Source organism: Pelobacter propionicus DSM 2379 (genome assembly GCF_000015045.1).
Taxonomy (GTDB): Bacteria; Desulfobacterota; Desulfuromonadia; order Geobacterales; family Pseudopelobacteraceae; genus Pseudopelobacter; species Pseudopelobacter propionicus.
In genome coordinates this window covers 388764-405248 of sequence record NC_008609.1, presented here as the reverse complement: position 1 = coordinate 405248, position 16485 = coordinate 388764, and the positions used below count along the sequence as shown (strand labels likewise).

15 protein-coding genes and 3 pseudogenes are annotated in these 16485 nt (G+C 59.3%); 1 reads left to right on the top strand and 17 read right to left on the bottom strand.

Translation table 11 applies throughout. The annotated features are described in order from the left end of the window. Window positions 1–8 precede the first annotated feature (8 nt). From PPRO_RS01915 to cobO, 7 genes are all read right to left on the bottom strand, one after another. On the bottom strand, window positions 9–743 hold the full coding sequence (locus tag PPRO_RS01915; RefSeq protein WP_011734342.1) for a tetratricopeptide repeat protein: 735 nt from the start codon (window positions 741–743) through the stop codon (window positions 9–11). Window positions 744–788: 45 nt separating this feature from the next. Further along, window positions 789–2285 carry a lytic transglycosylase domain-containing protein gene (locus tag PPRO_RS01910; RefSeq protein ID WP_011734341.1) on the bottom strand — a complete coding sequence of 499 codons (1497 nt, stop codon included), beginning with the start codon at window positions 2283–2285 and terminating at the stop codon, window positions 789–791. Window positions 2286–2518: 233 nt separating this feature from the next. Then, window positions 2519–2830: a YtxH domain-containing protein gene (locus PPRO_RS01905; RefSeq protein ID WP_011734340.1), complete on the bottom strand. Its 312-nt coding sequence runs from the start codon at window positions 2828–2830 to the stop codon at window positions 2519–2521. Between the two features lie 2 nt (window positions 2831–2832). Beyond that, window positions 2833–3228, bottom strand: a complete 396-nt coding sequence (locus tag PPRO_RS01900; protein ID WP_011734339.1) for a DUF948 domain-containing protein — start codon at window positions 3226–3228, stop codon at window positions 2833–2835. A 358-nt stretch (window positions 3229–3586) separates the two neighbouring features. Continuing rightward, window positions 3587–4540, bottom strand: a complete 954-nt coding sequence (gene meaB, locus PPRO_RS01895; protein ID WP_011734337.1) for a methylmalonyl Co-A mutase-associated GTPase MeaB — start codon at window positions 4538–4540, stop codon at window positions 3587–3589. A 153-nt stretch (window positions 4541–4693) separates the two neighbouring features. Beyond that, window positions 4694–5098 (bottom strand): cobalamin B12-binding domain-containing protein, encoded by a 405-nt coding sequence (locus tag PPRO_RS01890; RefSeq protein ID WP_011734336.1) that lies wholly within the window; start codon window positions 5096–5098, stop codon window positions 4694–4696. Between the two features lie 152 nt (window positions 5099–5250). Further along, the gene (cobO, locus tag PPRO_RS01885; RefSeq protein ID WP_011734335.1) at window positions 5251–5775 is read right to left on the bottom strand and encodes a cob(I)yrinic acid a,c-diamide adenosyltransferase; all 525 of its coding nucleotides are present in this window, start codon (window positions 5773–5775) and stop codon (window positions 5251–5253) included. 547 nt (window positions 5776–6322) lie between these two features. Between cobO and PPRO_RS01880 the strand changes: the two genes are divergently transcribed. Next, window positions 6323–6568 (top strand): YtxH domain-containing protein, encoded by a 246-nt coding sequence (locus PPRO_RS01880; RefSeq protein ID WP_011734333.1) that lies wholly within the window; start codon window positions 6323–6325, stop codon window positions 6566–6568. A gap of 117 nt (window positions 6569–6685) precedes the next feature. Here the strand turns inward: PPRO_RS01880 and PPRO_RS21790 are convergent. The 10 genes and pseudogenes from PPRO_RS21790 to PPRO_RS19230 form a co-directional block, all read right to left on the bottom strand. Next, window positions 6686–6892 (bottom strand): annotated as a pseudogene (locus PPRO_RS21790) (ABC transporter ATP-binding protein); the annotation flags it as partial. Between the two features lie 333 nt (window positions 6893–7225). Beyond that, window positions 7226–7537: pseudogene (locus tag PPRO_RS21785) on the bottom strand (ATP-binding cassette domain-containing protein); the annotation flags it as partial. Window positions 7538–7732: 195 nt separating this feature from the next. Beyond that, window positions 7733–8497 (bottom strand): annotated as a pseudogene (locus tag PPRO_RS21780) (ATP-binding cassette domain-containing protein); the annotation flags it as partial. A 117-nt stretch (window positions 8498–8614) separates the two neighbouring features. Continuing rightward, window positions 8615–10297, bottom strand: a complete 1683-nt coding sequence (locus PPRO_RS01870; protein ID WP_041532466.1) for a ribonuclease J — start codon at window positions 10295–10297, stop codon at window positions 8615–8617. A gap of 68 nt (window positions 10298–10365) precedes the next feature. Next, window positions 10366–10767 carry a tetratricopeptide repeat protein gene (locus PPRO_RS01865; RefSeq protein ID WP_011734330.1) on the bottom strand — a complete coding sequence of 134 codons (402 nt, stop codon included), beginning with the start codon at window positions 10765–10767 and terminating at the stop codon, window positions 10366–10368. A gap of 4 nt (window positions 10768–10771) precedes the next feature. Continuing rightward, window positions 10772–10957: a hypothetical protein gene (locus PPRO_RS01860; protein WP_011734329.1), complete on the bottom strand. Its 186-nt coding sequence runs from the start codon at window positions 10955–10957 to the stop codon at window positions 10772–10774. A 3-nt stretch (window positions 10958–10960) separates the two neighbouring features. Further along, window positions 10961–11665 carry a lysophospholipid acyltransferase family protein gene (locus PPRO_RS01855; protein ID WP_011734328.1) on the bottom strand — a complete coding sequence of 235 codons (705 nt, stop codon included), beginning with the start codon at window positions 11663–11665 and terminating at the stop codon, window positions 10961–10963. Between the two features lie 309 nt (window positions 11666–11974). Then, entirely contained in the window at window positions 11975–12199 is a 225-nt protein-coding gene (locus PPRO_RS01850; protein WP_011734327.1) for a hypothetical protein, read from the bottom strand. 402 nt (window positions 12200–12601) lie between these two features. Then, on the bottom strand, window positions 12602–14020 hold the full coding sequence (locus PPRO_RS01845) for a sigma-54-dependent transcriptional regulator (protein ID WP_011734326.1): 1419 nt from the start codon (window positions 14018–14020) through the stop codon (window positions 12602–12604). Next, on the bottom strand, window positions 14020–16335 hold the full coding sequence (locus PPRO_RS19230) for a PAS domain S-box protein (protein WP_011734325.1): 2316 nt from the start codon (window positions 16333–16335) through the stop codon (window positions 14020–14022). Before PPRO_RS19230 ends, PPRO_RS01845 begins: the two co-directional genes overlap by 1 nt. Window positions 16336–16485: the final 150 nt, after the last annotated feature.

Sequence of the window (16485 nt, the reverse complement as noted above, 5' to 3'; positions counted from 1 at the left end):
AGCTGGCATTACCTCCTGACCATCTTGCGCCGCGGCATGCGGCCGCCCATGGCCGCCATCTGGTGCTTCTGAACAGCGGCAACGCTCTCCAGATGGAACTGGAACCAGAGATCGCCATAGCTGCGCATCTTCATCTTCTTCCCCTGGCCGAGGAGTTCCAGGTTCTCCTTGATCTGCGGATTTCCGGGCATCTTCTTGAGCCCCTTCTCCAAGACCTCCTTGGCCTTGGTCGACTCACCGCACTCGTTGAGGCAATAGGCATAGATGTTCCAGAGCAGATGCTCCTTCGGACTCCACTGGACCGCCTTCTCGAAGGTGCGGACCATAAGATCTTTTTTCTGGCGCTTCATGTAGCAGATAGCCAGCATGGCCATGGATGCCCAGTTCTTGAAGAACGACTTCTCCAGATAGGGAAAGGCATTGGCGAAATCCCGCTTTATGTAGTAGATCGAGCCGATCTGGGAATTGATCTGCCCCTCCACATAGATCTGCCATTTTCCGTACTTGAGCGCGTCTTTCAACCCGCGGATGGCCTTCTCGAAACGCTGGGCCTGCAGGTCCTTGCCGGCGGCTTCGATGGACACCATGACCTTCTTCATGATCAGACGCAGCGTGATCAGATAGACGCCTGTAAACAGTGCCAGGGCGATCAGCAGCGAACTCCACCAGGCAAGCTTGAAACCAAAGAGCAGTATCAGCAGAACAGCCACAGCTGATCCTGCCGCAATCAGAATGTTATACATCGATTCTTCCTTTCATGTGATTCGATTGCAGGTAGTAAGGTAAGGTCAGCCTTTGCTGCCGGTGGGAACCATCTCTCCGTTTTTTTCGATAAAGCGGGCAACGATGATGCGCCGACCCGGCTTGAGAGCAATCTTGCCCTTCAGATTGTTCCAGGCCGAGAGGAGCTTCGCGGAAACCTTGAATTTCCGGGCGAGGGACTCCAGCGTATCACCCTTTTTCACGACGTGGTATTTGGCGTACTCCCCCTTTGGGCTGTTTTTCGGCGCCGAGGCGGTTCGCACCTGGTCAACGGGAGCACCCATCTGCCTGGCCGGTACGATCAGCGATCTGCCGGAAATGTGGCTCCTCTTGGAGAGCCCGTTCAGCTGAGTCAGGGCTTCCGGTGAAACATTGAAACGACGTGCAACGGATGCGATCGTATCGTTCCTGCGAGCCTGGTATCGGGTATACAGCAGTTTTTCGGTGAAGCGCTGCTCGACGGAAATGTTCGCCAGTCCAGCGATGAATCTCTTCTTGGTCCCCTTGGGAAGCTTGAGGGTAAAATCCGGATAGTTGGGGGGCGTACACCAGTGGAGCAGATCGGGGTTCAACTCCTTGATGGCTTCATAGGTGGTACCGGTGAGTCGGGCCACCAAGTCAAGGTCGGTGCGGGTCGGAACGGTGACCGTATCAAACTCGATCGGCGGCAGATAGGCGATATCGGAAAAACCGTAGCGGGCCGGTTCCTTGGCGATGATGGCGGCGGCCAGCAGCTTTGGAACATACTCCTTGGTCTCCCGCTTGAGATAGGAACCACGGGAGAGTTCCCAGAAGTCGCTGGTGTTATACATATTTATGGCGCGCAGGATCTTGTTCTCACCGGCGTTATACCCCGCGGCCGCAAGGTACCAGTCACCGTTGAACATCCCGTACAGTTCCTTCAGATAGAGGGCAGCCGCTGTGGTCGCCTTGACCGGATCTTTGCGTTCATCGACCCACTGATCGATGCGCAGGGCATAGCGCCGGCCGGTTTCGGAGATGAACTGCCAGGGACCAACGGCATTGGCCCAGGAGCGGGCCTGCAGGTGAAAACCGCTCTCAATCATCGCCACATAGACCAGATCTTCGGGCAGTCCCTTGCCCCTGAGGATTTCCTTCATCATCGGGATATAGCGGGATGAGCGGGAGAGCCAGCGAGAAAATGAGGGTTTGCCATTGGTCTGAAAGTAATAGAGAAAGTACTCGACTTTGCTGTTGAAGGTCAGGGGAATATCGGACAGAGGCAAATCGATTTCGGGCAGTTCAAGCTCAACACCTTCCACCCCCCTGCCCTTGATCTCCTCAAGGGAAAAAAGCTCCGACACCAGCCCAGGCACGTTCTCGCCCTGGCGTTCAACCTGCGACAGCAGAGCGGGCGCCTCAGCGCTGGAAGAGTGCGGGGTGGACGGACGGCTCAACTCCGCCAGCAGCGAGTGGGCCGGTTCGGCCGCGAGGGCGGGCAGGGCCTGACACAACAGGCCTGCAAGCGCTAACAGAGATGTTTTCTTTGCGGTTGAGAGCATAGTGGAAAACTATAACGGAGTTCCCACTGAAAGTCAATCTTATCACTATCCTTACGAATCAAGCACTTGCACGCCACTCACACACCAAGCAGCGCCAGGACCGACCCATGCCGGTCAGAAAGCACCACCCGTCGAAGACGGATACGGTCGCCAGAACAGACTGCGAAAAAACATGAATAGCCCCAAAAAACTAAAGCCCACCAAGGTGGGCTTTAGAAAAGCTGTAGTTTTGGCTACAGCGACGTGCTCTGCTCTTTTTCCTTCTGCATCGCCTCGCGACCGGCTTCGATAGCCGATCCCAGTATGCTCTTTTTCTCCGCCAGGGTATCCTTGCCCTCATCGATAGCGGTCTTGATCTTTTCCTGGGCATCCTTGGCGTATTCCCTGATCTTGTCCACGGCATCCTCGGCAAAGTCAGTGATGGTCTCTCGCATCTCGGGCCCGCTCTTGGGCGCAAGCAGCAGCGCAAGCCCGGCGCCAATCGCCGCGCCGGCCATAAACGATACCAATACGGTTCCTGCGGGTATTCCCTTCTCTTCTGACATAATCAGTTTCCTCCCCGTTTTGTTAGATAGCGCTCTAACACATATTTTCCCGCAACCCTGGCGCCGGTTACCCAGACAGATGCGGTATTGAGCACGCCAGCGGTTACACCGACCGTGCGATTAATGGTATGCAGATTGGCGCCGGTTTCTCCCAAAGCCGACATGAAACACTTTACATCGTCAGTGTGCGCGGCAATGCCGCTGCTGATGGTCCGTATTTCAGCCAGAACCGCGGCCAACTCCTTGATGGTCGGCTTCAGTTCCTGCTGGACCACGTCGTGCAGGGCACTCACCGAGTCGGCCGTCCGCTTTACGGCAAGAATTGTCGGTATCAGTGTCAACACAAGGACACAGAATGCGATGGCAACAACTATCAGTGCGATTCCGACATAGGTCATATCCATCTCTCCAAATATCAGTTGAGAACTGAATCTGCTGCCGAGTATAGAACAAAGCTGAAATATTTCAAACAAATAAAACGAAATCGCGCAGTCAGAGGTTTTCCGTACCCGGCAGGCGCAGCGTCATCAGCACTCTCCCCTGAAAGGCTCCTGCTTTCCCCAACGCGTGATGCCGGGAATCAGGTGGATAAAAAAAGGAGCTGGGGGTGGATCCAGCTCCCAAAGAAACTTGAGTAGCAAAAAGAAGGTGGCAAATGAACTGGTTCACGGGCGCACGCACCCCCCGTAGCGGTCGATCAAACTCCAGGAGAGGGGGGGGAGCAATTCTGCTCAGCCACCTCAAGCAGGTCTGTATTTATTCGGCAGCGCATCCCACCATTTTCGACAGGACATCCTCGGCAGCGGAATAGGGATCTATTTCGTTTGAACCGATCCTGTCAAGCACCTGGTTGAGTCCGCCTTCCTGCTCCATGGTTGCCATGGCCTGCTTGAGCAGGCTATCTCTCAGGATTTCCACGAAATGGCGCTTGTTACGCTCACGCAGAAAATCATTGATCGTGCCGCTGGAGAAGAGATAGTCACGGTGAGCCAGGATTTCGTCAACCAGCTCATCTATGCCTTTGCCAAGCTGGGCAACGGTTCTCTTGACCTTGGGAGTCCAGCTACCTTCCGACGCCTTGCGCATCTCCAGCATGTTCTCCAGTTCGCGGGCGGTCCGATCCGCCCCGTCCCGGTCGGCTTTGTTGACCACGAAGACATCGCCAATCTCCAGGATACCGGCCTTGATGGCCTGGATATCGTCTCCCAGACCAGGAACCATCACCACACAGGTGGTATGGGCAGCCTTGACGATATCCACCTCGTCCTGGCCGACCCCAACGGTCTCGATAATTACCACATCCATGCCAAGGCCATCCAGGACCAAAGCCACATCAGAGGTCGAGCGCGAAAGGCCACCCAATGCCCCCCTGGTGGCCAAGCTGCGGATAAAGACCCCCTCGTCAGCAGCATGACGGCTCATGCGGATACGGTCGCCGAGGATGGCGCCACCGGTAAAGGGGCTTGTGGGGTCTATGGCGACCACACCGACTTTCTTGCCCCGCTGGCGGAAAGTATTGGTCAACTGATCCACCAGCGTTGACTTGCCGGCGCCGGGAGGACCGGTAATGCCGATGATATAGGCATTGCCGGTACGGGGGTAGAGCAGTTTCAACTCTTCAACAGCTTCGGGACGGGCATCGTCGATATCGCGCATCAGTCGCGCCGCTGAGCGAACATTACCATCAAGAACCATATCAGCTAGGTGCATGGGCTTATTCCTGTCGTATAGATATATAAAACCGGAAGCGGAGACAGGCTGAATGCGCCCGCCCGCTTCCGGGTTTCACAGCGATCTTGTTTTCTGGGTAGCGCCCCGTGAATCCACGGGTGCGTACCTGTCACCTACTACCCTGCCTGCCCCTTAGGAACGCGGCGGAATGTTGCCACGAATCCACTTCACGATGTCGTCGGTGGAGGTGCCGGGAGTGAAAACTTCCAGTATGCCCGCTGCCTTGAGACCTGGGATGTCGTCTTCGGGGATAACGCCGCCGCCGAACACCTTGATGTCGTCAGCGCCTTTCTCTTTCAGCAGTTCCGTAACGCGCGGGAGCAGGGTATTGTGGGCGCCGGAGAGGATCGACAGACCGACACAATCAACGTCTTCCTGGATGGCGGCGGCAACGATCTGCTCAGGAGTCTGGTGCAGGCCGGTGTAGATAACTTCGAAGCCGGCATCACGGAAGGCCCGTGCAACAATCTTGGCTCCCCGGTCATGTCCGTCCAAACCAGGTTTGCCCACAAGTACGCGCAATGTTCTTTCTGCCATGAGATACTTCCTCCTTCTAGGGTAATGGAATATTTTCTAACCAACAAAAAACGGCACGGCACAAAACATAAAAACAGCTTGCATTTTGGCAAACGTGACGCAAATTCACGCCGGAGTGACTATTGGCAACACACTCGGCCAGTAACGGCCTTCTACATCTCGATACCTGTCCGCGCCGGCACTCCTGCCGAATAGTAATGCTTGATATCGCGCATTTCCGTAACCAGATCAGCGACTTCGATGACCTGCTGGGGGGCGCTTCGCCCGGTAAGAACCAACTCCACCTTTTCAGGCCTCATTCGGATCAACTCCAGCACCTGCTCCACGTCGATCAGTCCGAACGCGGTGGCACCATTGATCTCGTCAAGAATCATCAGGTCATATTCGCCCGAGGCCATAATTTTTTTGGCCTGTTCCAGTGCTTCCTGGGCAGCCTGGCGATCCGCGGTGATATCCTTCGTGTTAACCCACCCCGGCCGGCCGGTTCTAATGATCGTCATCAACGGAGCTAATTTCTCCGCCAGCAGATGTTCGCCGTAGGTGCCGCTCCCCTTGATAAACTGGAAGAAGCAAACCCGCAACCCGCGACCAACTGCACGGAAAGCCAGGCCAAGCGCGGCTGTTGTCTTTCCCTTGCCGTTACCGGTATACACCTGTACACAACCACGCTCAAGCACTACATTCTCCGTCTTATCAACCGCTATTTTAGCGATAGTAAAATATTCACTACTCTATAACAATTTTAACCCACATGGTCAAGCAAAGTTTTAATGTCACCGAACAGTCATCGAAAGCCGATCTACGGCCATTGCCCGGGACAGAAACGACGACACTGCATACCCAAACCACGCCATATTTTCATTGCAAAAACAATGACATAGCAACAACAGTCCGTCGTGCCTCCACGAAAGAGCGCACAAAGAGTACACGAAATGCAGCATGTTTGCAGCAACACATGAACCACAATTTTTTTCAGTCCATGGCACACTTGCGGAATCCGGCAGTGCCGATACGCAGTATCCGCGGGGAGAGGCTTCGTTTTCACCTGGATTCCGAACAAAAGATCGGAGCAGCGCTAGAAACTCCTCTGGCTTAACAACGACAGCCTTGTCCGCATGTCGCCGCCCCCAGGATAAAAGATTTTGCTTTGCGCAATCCGCTGTGCTAGAAAGAGGGGCATTTCTCTTCCGGATCCAATTCACCCCCGTTTCAAAGGAGTCCGTCATGTCCACTACTAACGACAATGCAGCAGCAGCCGTTATAGCCTTTGTTTCCGGCGCCGTCATAGGCTCCGTTGCCGCACTTCTGCTGGCACCCAAGCCGGGTCGCGAAGTCCGTGAGCAGTTGTCCGACCTCGGGGGAAGCGCCGCCGAGAAGGTAAAACGATACGCACGCGAGGCAAAATTCAAGGCAACTCCAAAGACCAAGGTCGGCGACTACCGCTACGATGGCGGAGACGCTTGGATCTGAGGACTCTCTGCTGCAGGCCAGACTCCCTGCCATCGCAACAACGCAAAGCCCCTCCGGATTATTCCGGAGGGGCTTTTTTTCCCCGTGACATCGACATTCGGCCCAGAGTCGCCATCCCTACTTCAACGCTTCCAGTTCCTCCCAGCGCCGGTAGGCCTCGACCAACTCATGCTCCAGCGTCTCCAGGCGACTGTTGAGCGCCACGATCTCCGCGGCAGCCCCCTTGTAAAACGCGGGATCGGCCAAGGTGGCGTGCAGCTGCTCCTGCTCCTCCTCCAGGGCCGCGATCATATCCGGCAGCACCTCCAGTTCCCGCTCTTCCTTGAAGCTGAGTTTACGCTGACGCCCTGCCTGCCGTCTCGGCTTTTCCTGCACAGGACGCGCAACTGCCGCAGTGGGCTGTGCTTCAGCTTCCGCCTGCCGCAGCCAGTCCCCATACCCACCAACGTACTCGCGTACCACGCCGTCACTTCCCACTACCAGCGTGCTGGTCACCACGTTGTCCAGGAACTCACGATCGTGGCTCACCAGCAGCAACGTGCCCGTGTATTCCAGCAGAAGATCCTCAAGCAGATCCAGCGTTTCCACGTCAAGATCGTTGGTCGGCTCGTCCATCACCAGCACGTTGAAGGGCCTGGTGAACAGTTTGGCCAGCAGCAGGCGGTTACGCTCGCCACCCGAGAGGATGCTGACCGGGCTACGGGCGCGCTCCGGGGTAAAGAGGAAATCCTGCAGATAGCCGATGATGTGGCGCGGAGCACCGTTGATCATCAGGGTGTCGTTTCCCTCGCCAACATTCTCCTGCACGCTCTTGTCCAGCTCCAGCTGTTCGCGCATCTGATCGAAGTAGAGCACCTCCAGGCGGCTGCCGAGGGAAATCGCCCCCCCCTGGGGGATAAGTTCACCCAAGAGCAGCCGCAGCAGCGTGGTCTTGCCGGAACCGTTGGGGCCGATGATGCCGACCCGGTCGCCGCGCATGATGGTGGTGGTCAGGTTGCGTATCACCGCCCGACCGTCATAGGAAAAGGAGACCTCCTCCGCCTCCACCACCAGCCTGCCGGAGCGTTCCGCCTCCTGCAGCTGGATGCGGGCCGTTCCCTGACGCTCCCGGCGCTGCCTCCGCTCCTCGCGCATCTTTTTCAGCGCCCTGACCCGCCCCTCGTTCCTGGTACGACGCGCCTTGATCCCCTGTCGCACCCAAGCTTCCTCCTGGGCCAGCTTTCTGTCGAACAGAGCCTGACGGGCCACCTCCGCCGCCAGCAACTCCTCGCGCCGCTCCACAAAGGCGTCATAGCCGCAGGAGAAGCAGTAGATCCTCCCCCGATCCAGCTCGGCGACCCGGTTGGCCATGCGTCGCGCAAAGGCACGGTCATGGGTCACGAAGAGCAGTGTCTTGACGTTCTTCAGCAGGAAATCTTCCATCCAGATGATGGTTTCGATGTCCAGATGGTTGGTCGGCTCGTCCAAAAGCAGGATATCGGGCGCCGCCACCAGGGCACGGGCCAGGAGCGCACGTCGCTTGGTCCCCCCCGACAGGGTGTCGAAAGCTGCCTCGGCATCCAGGTCAAGGCGGGAGAGGAGACGCTCTACCTCCTGATTCAGGTGCCAGCCTCCGCTCTCCTCCAGCTCTTTTTGTAACGATTCCAGCCGCGTCAGCAGCTCTTCCCCCCCCTCAAGTGACAACCGATGGGCCACCTGATGATACTGGGCCAAGAGCTCGGCGGCATTGCCCATTCCCGAGGCAACCACGTCGAAAACCGTCCCTGTCAGTCCCGGTGGCGCCTCTTGGGAAACCAGCCCGACCCGCAGACCCTGCTGACGGGCTACCTCCCCCTGTTCAGCGGGCAGCTCACCGCTGATCAGCTTCAGCAGCGTCGATTTGCCGCTGCCATTCCGCCCCAAAAGGCAGAGCCGGTCGCCCGCCTCCACCTGCAGGTTGACGCCGTCCAGAAGCGGTGGGCCGCCAAAGGCGACGGTTATGTTACGAAGAGAGAGAAGCGCCACACATACCCCATGTAATTCAATAATTCCCGCCAGCGGCCGGGCCTACATCTCCATGATCACCGGCAGGATCACCGGCCGCCGCTCGATGCTCTTCTTGAAAAACCGGCGCAGCGCCTGGCGCACGGCCTGCTTCACCTCTTCGCTGTCGCAGCGCATCTCGTCGTTCAGTTCGTCCAATGCCTCCAAGACGACGGCACGACTGGTCTCCAGGTAATCCTGGCTCTCGTCCTCGAAGACAAAACCGCGCGACACGATATCAGGCCCGTAAATCAGGGCACCGGAGGACTGGTTGATGCCGATGATAACCACCACCATGCCATCTTCGGAGAGATGTTTGCGGTCCTTAAGCACCACATTGCCCACATCGCCGACCCCCTTGCCGTCCACGAACACCCGCCCCGAATCGATCTTTTCCACGATGGCGGCCGTATCGGCGTAGAACGCGACCACATCACCGTTCGTGGCCAGAATGCAGCGTTCCTCGGGAATACCGACCTTGCGGGCCAGCTGGATGTGCTTGACCAGATGGCGGTACTCGCCGTGGATCGGGATGAAGAAGCGCGGACGCACCGTGTTGAGCATCAGCTTAAGCTCCTCCTGGCTGGCGTGGCCGGAGACATGCACCTCGGAGACCTTTTCGTGGAAGACCTCGGCGCCGCGGCGGTAAAGGTGGTTGATCAGCTCGGAGATGGTGCGCTCGTTGCCGGGGATCACCCGCGAGGAGAGGATCACCGTATCCCCTTTTTCCAGCTTGATCTGCTTATGGTCATCCATGGCGATGCGGGTCAGGGCGCTCATCGGCTCCCCCTGGCTGCCGGTGGAGATGATGCAGACCTGCTCGGGCGACAGGTGGCCCAGCTCTTTCAGGTCCATCAGGTCGCTGTCGGAGATGGTCAGGTAGCCCAGCTGACGGGCGATGCGCACGTTGGCGATCATGGAGCGGCCATTGAGCAGGATCTTGCGTCCATGGGCAACGGCCACGTCCACCACCTGCTGCACCCGGTGAATGCTGCTGGAGAAGGCGGCCACGATGATCCGTCCCGGGCATTTGGGGAAGATCTCGGCGAATGCCTCGCCCACGTACTTCTCCGAGAGGGTGAATCCTTCCCGTTCCACGTTGGTGGAATCGGACAGGAGCGCCAGCACCCCGGCCTCAGCGTAGCGGGAAAGGGAGGCCAGATCGGTCAGCTGACCGTCCACCGGCGTCTGGTCGATCTTGAAGTCGCCGGTATGGATCACGACCCCCTCAGGCGTGGTGATGGCCAGGGCGCAGCCATCAACCACCGAGTGGGCAACCCGCAGAAATTCGACCCGGAAGCAGCCCAGATCCACGCTCTGACGGGGCCTGACGGTGACCAGCTCCACCAGATCGTCCAGTTTGTACTCGCGCAGCTTCTCGTTCACAAACCCAAGCGTCAGGGCCGTGCCAAAGAGCGGTACGTTCAGTTCCTGCAACACGAAGGGAAGCGCGCCGATGTGGTCCTCGTGGCCATGGGTCAGACAGATGCCACGCACGCGGCCGGCGCGCTCGCGCAGCCAGCCGATGTCCGGGATGACGTAGTCGATCCCCAGCATGTCCGGCTCGGGGAACATGAGCCCGCAGTCGACGATGAGGATGTCGCCGCCGCACTCGTAGGCCATCATGTTCAGGCCTATCTCACCCAGCCCACCCAGGGGGATGATCCGCAGGGGATCGGTGTTTTCGTTGAAATCATTATCATTCATGGTGTCATCTTTCCTGCCCCGGGACATCGCCTGCGCGGTCTCCCGCCGGCTGTTCCGTAAAGGGGCTGTTATCTCTCGATCTGGAGCGGCGCCAGGGCAGCGATCTTCCTGTCGCAGCGCGCAATCCACTCCTGTCCCGGTTGCCGCAACCAGCGAACCGCATAGTAGGAACTCCGCAGGGCGCGGTAGGCGATCAGGGCACGGCTCAGGTCACCCTGGCGTTCATTGGACTCCCCCATCTCCCAGAGCCGGCGTGCAGTCCTGTCCATGGCCGGGTGACCGGGAAGGTACATGTGCAGGGCTGATTCATAACCCGCCACGGCGCCGCTGAAGTCTCCCCGCCGGAAGGCTTCCTCGCCCAGGTTGAACTGGGTCCGCATGCGCCACCAGGTTCCGGCCACGAACAGCACCAGGCAAATAAGCGCCATCACCACGCCGTTGACCAGAATACTCTTAATGCGTTCAGACATTGTTTCACCCGAAGAAATGGGGAATGACCATCAGTAAAACCCCCAGAACACTCAGTATCACGCCGGCCATGACCAAGAGCGCGGCGCAGATGTCCAGGGGAGGGCGCAGGCGGTGCGCCGCCGGAAGCCCCCAGGCAATGGCGGCCAGACCGGCGAGGACCAACGGAATGTAGAGTAATCCGGCATGCATGCGTCAGATCTCCAGCACCGATGAAATGGCATCATGCACCCGTTCCCGCAACAGGACTTCGGCTTGGGCACGAGAAAAACCGGCTGGCGGCATGATCGGCCGGTGCAGGGTAACGGAAATCCGGCCGGGGTAGAGCCGGATGCTGCCAGCCGGATTCACCCGGCCGCTGCCGTTGATGGTTAGCGGTACCACCGGCACTCCAGCCTGGAGCGCAAGTTTGAAGCCGCCCCGCTTGAAGGGGAGCAGCCGAAAATCCATGGAGCGGGTACCCTCGGGGAAAATGAGCAGACTCCTTCCGGAGCGGACGACCTTGACGGCCATCTCCAGGCTCTTCAATGCCCGGTGGGCATCGCGACGGTCCAGCGGGATATAGCCGCCGCGCCCCATGGCGCTCCCGAACACCGGAATGTCGAACAGCTCTTTCTTGGCGATCCAGCAGGTCTCCAGCGGCAGAACCGCCAGCAGGGTCGGTATGTCGAAGCCGCTCTGGTGATTGCTCATGAAAATGACCGGCCCGGAAGGAAGATGCTCGACACCGGTCAGCCTGACCCGTGTACCGGCCAGAAAAAGGGAGCCGCGCCCCCAGAAGCGGGCATGGGCGGAAAAGACCCTGCCGCTGGCATCCAGCAGCGTACCAAGCAGCGCGCTCAGCGCGCAGAAAAAGGTGAATGGGATAAACAGCGACAGAAACAGGTACGCGCGAACCATGCGGAAACTCCGGAGTAGTGGGAGTTCAACCTACCTTGTTTCCCCTTTGTGAGTCAAACGAAATAATGGGCTGTTTTTGCGAAACATCCGTGGCTGCAGGCCAGCGCACATGCCTCAGCATGCTGGATGGGGCTCGACGGGAGGAGATGGAAAGCAGATGCTGCTGGTAGTGGAGTCCAACTGGCGGCGGGAGGCGCGCCATTGCCCGGATCCCAGACGCGAAGCAGGCCGTGATCCCCTGTCGGAAGAATCGCGGCCCGCCTCCCTGGCTCGCCTGTCATGAATACCGGTTCTCGCTGCGGTAACGAATCAGAGAAGAACGATCTTGGGATCAACATCCGTAACAGCCATATCACACTGATGGGACTGATAGATGGTGCTGCACGCGGCCTTGGACAGCGCCTTGCCGTTACCGCGGCTTTTCGTGCCGCGCGCCTTCATTTTCATTTCATCGTCGACCAGTTCCGGTGAAGCGATCCCCATCAGCGCGACGGGGGAAGGAATTGCATCAACCATCTTTTTCGTGGTTGCCATGGTGATATCCTCCTGTGCAAGGGAATTGTTATGAAAAACAGACCACTGTCCGGGCCAGCACGCATGCAATAAAAAGACGCTCTCACCCCCTCGCTGATGAATGTACTCGCAAAAACGACTGATACGAAGCCTCACTGTCCGATGTCAGCCCTGTTGCGTCACACATAGGTTTCTCTCATGGCGGAGAATGCGTTCGTTCAGGATGTACCCTGCATAAAAGCACAAGCCGTGCCGCTTTCCCCAAAAACAATCACGCCGCAATTCGGGCCATTACAGGCTCGGCGCAGCGGAACGGGTGTGAAAAAGAGCACATCGCCGGCGAACGGAGCCGCGCCGATGCCGGCGGCAGGGGAACCGACGGGGCTGTGGCGATTGTCCCTGCTGTGAAAAAAAGCACAGGGGTCAGGGGACCAGGCCAGGTTCCCGTTTCAGCCGTTTATTCAGGGCGGTGCGGGAGATTCCCAGAAGCGCCGCGGCGATACCCTGGTTTCCCTCCGACCGCTTCAGGGCTTCCCTGATCAAAAAGCTCTCCGCCTCCCTGAGGGAAGGAAGCGCGGAAAACTGATCCCACAACGCCCGCCGGGATGCCGCCGCTTCGGCGCCCGGTTGTGTCCCCATGGCCTGCCCCTCGCGCATGCAGCGCCTGAAGCTGTCCAGGGAGAGCATGCCCGAACGGTGGCGGGCAATTGCATCGCACACCATGGCCTCCAGTTCCCGCACATTGCCAGGGAAGGAATAGGAGGCCAGCAGCGGAAGCGACTGGGGGGGAATCGCCGGCTTCTTTACGCCCAAGGCCAGGGAGCCCTTCTCCAGGAAGTGATCCAGAAGCAGCGGGAGATCTTCCCGCCGCTCGCGCAGGGGGGGAATCTCCACATGGTGAGCGCAGAGGCGATAGTAGAGGTCCTTGCGGAACGCGCCGGCCGCCACCATGTCCCGCAGGGAGCGGTTGGTGACGGCGATGATGCGGGCGTTGTTCTTGCGGGGGACATCGGAACCCACGGGGTAATACTCCCGCTCCTGCAAGAGCCTGAGGAGCTTGACCTGGGACGGCTGCCTCAGGTCCCCGATCTCATCCAGGAGCAGCGTACCGCCGGAGGCCTGGGCGATCATCCCCTCCCGCGGTGTGCTTGCGCCGGTGAAGGCGCCCTTGCGGTGCCCGAACAGTGTATCGGAGAACAGTGCGTCATCCAGGGCTGCCACGTTCACCGGCACGAAACTCCCCTTTAGTCCGCTGGCATCATGCACCGCCCTGGCAACCAACTCCTTGCCCACGCCGGTCTCGCCGGTGATCAGCATCGGCTCGCTGGAACGGGCCACCACCTCCGCGTACTGGAAGATAGTGGTCATCTTTTCGCTGGCGGTGATGATGGCTGAAAACACCGAGGGCTGCTCCAACCTGCCATGCAGCAGGTGATCCCGGAGATCGTCCATCTGTTTCCTGAGGCTGCAGATCTCCAAGGCCTTGGTGACGCTGGAGATGAAGCGCGAGCGTTCCACCGGCTTGACCAGATAGTCGAAGGCACCGGCCTTCATGCACTCCACCGCAGTTTCCAGCTCATCGGCTGCGGTCATGACCAGCAGGGGGATCTGGGGATACTCCTGGGCGATCTCCGCCAGCAACTCCTTCCCGGAAACAAAGGGCATGAACAGGTCCAGGACGATCACGTCCACCCGTTCCCGTTCAAGCAGAGGAAGCACCTTTCTGGCATCGTCAAGAGTCAGCACGTCACGTATGCCGGCACTGCGCAGCAGGGTGCCCGAGGTGAGCAGGATGCTCTGCTCGTCATCCACCAGCAGGATCTTTCCGCAGGGGCCGTTCATCACACGGCTCCCGAGGCGGGCAGCCTGACGCTGAAAACCGTGCCCCCTTCGGCGGACGGCTGGCAGTCCAGCGTGCCGCGATGTTTCTTGACGATGGAGCAGCAGATGGACAGGCCCAGCCCCGTCCCCCCCCTCTCCTGCTTGGTGGTGAAAAATGGCTCCATGATGCGCTTGCGCAGCTCCGGCGGGATCCCCCTCCCCTGATCACGGACCTGGATGACCACCTGGCGCGTTTCCCGGTCATGGAAGGTCCTGATGAAAACTCCGCACTTCTTGTACGGCAGCGACTGCAGGGCATTCATGGTCAGGTTGATGACTACCTGCTCGATCTGCTGCATGCTCCCCTGAACGGAGGGCACCCCCTCATCCAGATCGCAGACAAAGCTGTCGGTATGTTTGTGGATCTGGTTTCCCAGCAGGTTCATGGCGGCCCGCACCGCGACGTTCACATCCACCATGGCGTCGCAGGGCCGGTCTTCCTGGCGCGCGAAGCTCTTCAGATTCTCCACGATGTTCCGTATGCGTCCGGAACCCTCCTGCAGGCTGGCCAGAAGCTGGGGAATCACGGCAATTGCCTCGGCGTCCGGCAAACCTCCCAGGGTATAGTCACCGTTGTCCCTGCCGTACTCCAGCAGGATCCATTCGATGTCCTTCCAGGCTTCCAGCAGGAACTGGGTGCTGGAAAGGATGTAGTTGTTGGGATTGTTGATCTCGTGGGCAATGCCCGAAGCCAGGGTCCCCAGGGCCGCCATCTTGTTGGCCTGCATCAGCTTTTCCTCGAAGCCCCTGCGCTCCTCCCTGATGCTCAGTTGCTCGGTGATATCCCTGAAGGTGCAATAAAGGTAGGGGATGCCCTGGGAGGTGAAGACCCTCCCCCGCACCGCCGTCACCATCTGCTTGCCGTTCCGGTCAACCACATCCATGCGGTCGATCCTGCGCGGCCTGCCGTGGGATGGGCTTTCCCCGCCCAGCGCCCCGAAGGTTTCCCCGAACCTGGCGAATTCCTCCGCCCCCAGAAACAGGGCCGGCGTGTTCTTCCTGAGCTCTCTCCTGGAATAGCCGGAGAGGCGTACCGCAGCCACGTTGGCATCCACGATGGAAAAGGTCCCCGGGGTGAGGACCAGGGCCGCATCCTCGTCCTCCTCGAAGATCCGCCGGAAGCGCTCTTCGCTCTCCTTGAGCGCCTGCACCGCCTGCTTGCGCTCACTAATGTCGGACATGATGGACATGTAGCCGATCACCGCCCCGTCCGGTCCGCACATGACTGCGGTGGAGAGGCTCACATCCACCAGCGAGCCATCCTTGCGCTTGCGGCGCGTCTCCAGAGAGCGGCACACCTCCCCCTCGTGCATCAGCCTGATGTTGTTGCGCACCTCCTCCATGCGGTCTTCGGGAATGATGGGGTAGGGCTTGGAGAGCACCTCCTCCTTCTTCCAGTCGAACATGGCCTCGGCGGCATCGTTCCAGAGGGTCAGCCTGACATCGGTGTCAAAGGCCGCGATGGCCAGGGGCGAGGCATTGATGATCGCCTCCAGCATGTGATTGGCCTGGCGCAGGGCATGTTCCGCCTCCTTGCGGGCGGTTATGTCGCGCAGGTATTCGGCGGCCATGACGATGGCGCCGGATTCGTCGCGCACCGGGAAGGCATGGATCTCCTGATAGCCGACGTGCGGATTGTGCTTCTCCGTGATCAGCGACCTCCCGGTGCGGAAGACCTCGAGCAGGTGGCAGGGGTCGCACGGTTCTCCCTGGCCAGGGTAGTAGGCGTCGTAGCAGAAGGGGGTGCGGGAGCGGATCTGTTCGGCGACGTACTCATGCCCGCCATGCCAGTTGCTGTAGACGATCCTCATATCCCGGTCCACCACCGAGAGCAGATCGGGAATGGCATCGAACAGACGATGGAACAGGCTCGTCGCCCCGGCCAGGCTCTTTTCCGCCGTTTTCAGCTCGGTGACATCCAGGATAGCACCAACGATCCCGGTTTCATTGCCACCGGAATGGGGAAAGGTGGCGTTGTGCACGACAACATCCCGTTGATGGCCCCTGAAATCGGCGATCCTGCACTCGTACACCTGCCTGCCAGGATTACGGTACAGCCGCAAATCCATCTCATGGAACAAGCGGGCGGAATCCCTGTCGAAAACATCGGCCACCACCGTGCCGGCCAGCTGCCGCCTGGGCATGCCGAAGAAATCCTCGAAGGCAGAGTTGCAGCTCAGATAGCGCCCCTGGCCATCCTTGTAGAACACCGGAATCGGGAGAGAATCGAGCACGATCCCCAGGAGCCTGTCGCCACACGCCATATCCGCTTTCATGCTTTCCTCCCCCGTTTCCGCGCCTCCTTTGAAGCATACCACCGTTTCGCTTCACCCACGGCAGCGGGAGCCCCCTTCCCGCGGTGCAGCCTCACCTCCATCGATGCGGGGGCACTCTCATGACGGCATCGGCAAAAACCGGCACCATGA

What these genes read in the sequence shown, in the direction of transcription:
- PPRO_RS01850 (WP_011734327.1), bottom strand. Translation starts at nt 12,199, where the DNA reads ATGGCAACCACGAAAAAGATGGTTGATGCAATTCCTTCCCCCGTCGCG.
- PPRO_RS01915 (WP_011734342.1), bottom strand. Translation starts at nt 743, where the DNA reads ATGTATAACATTCTGATTGCGGCAGGATCAGCTGTGGCTGTTCTGCTG.
- PPRO_RS01900 (WP_011734339.1), bottom strand. Translation starts at nt 3,228, where the DNA reads ATGACCTATGTCGGAATCGCACTGATAGTTGTTGCCATCGCATTCTGT.
- PPRO_RS01860 (WP_011734329.1), bottom strand. Translation starts at nt 10,957, where the DNA reads ATGCATGCCGGATTACTCTACATTCCGTTGGTCCTCGCCGGTCTGGCC.
- PPRO_RS01865 (WP_011734330.1), bottom strand. Translation starts at nt 10,767, where the DNA reads ATGTCTGAACGCATTAAGAGTATTCTGGTCAACGGCGTGGTGATGGCG.
- PPRO_RS01910 (WP_011734341.1), bottom strand. Translation starts at nt 2,285, where the DNA reads ATGCTCTCAACCGCAAAGAAAACATCTCTGTTAGCGCTTGCAGGCCTG.
- PPRO_RS01880 (WP_011734333.1), top strand. Translation starts at nt 6,323, where the DNA reads ATGTCCACTACTAACGACAATGCAGCAGCAGCCGTTATAGCCTTTGTT.
- meaB (WP_011734337.1), bottom strand. Translation starts at nt 4,540, where the DNA reads ATGCACCTAGCTGATATGGTTCTTGATGGTAATGTTCGCTCAGCGGCG.
- PPRO_RS01855 (WP_011734328.1), bottom strand. Translation starts at nt 11,665, where the DNA reads ATGGTTCGCGCGTACCTGTTTCTGTCGCTGTTTATCCCATTCACCTTT.
- PPRO_RS19230 (WP_011734325.1), bottom strand. Translation starts at nt 16,335, where the DNA reads ATGAAAGCGGATATGGCGTGTGGCGACAGGCTCCTGGGGATCGTGCTC.
- PPRO_RS01905 (WP_011734340.1), bottom strand. Translation starts at nt 2,830, where the DNA reads ATGTCAGAAGAGAAGGGAATACCCGCAGGAACCGTATTGGTATCGTTT.
- PPRO_RS01845 (WP_011734326.1), bottom strand. Translation starts at nt 14,020, where the DNA reads ATGAACGGCCCCTGCGGAAAGATCCTGCTGGTGGATGACGAGCAGAGC.
- PPRO_RS01870 (WP_041532466.1), bottom strand. Translation starts at nt 10,297, where the DNA reads ATGAATGATAATGATTTCAACGAAAACACCGATCCCCTGCGGATCATC.
- PPRO_RS01890 (WP_011734336.1), bottom strand. Translation starts at nt 5,098, where the DNA reads ATGGCAGAAAGAACATTGCGCGTACTTGTGGGCAAACCTGGTTTGGAC.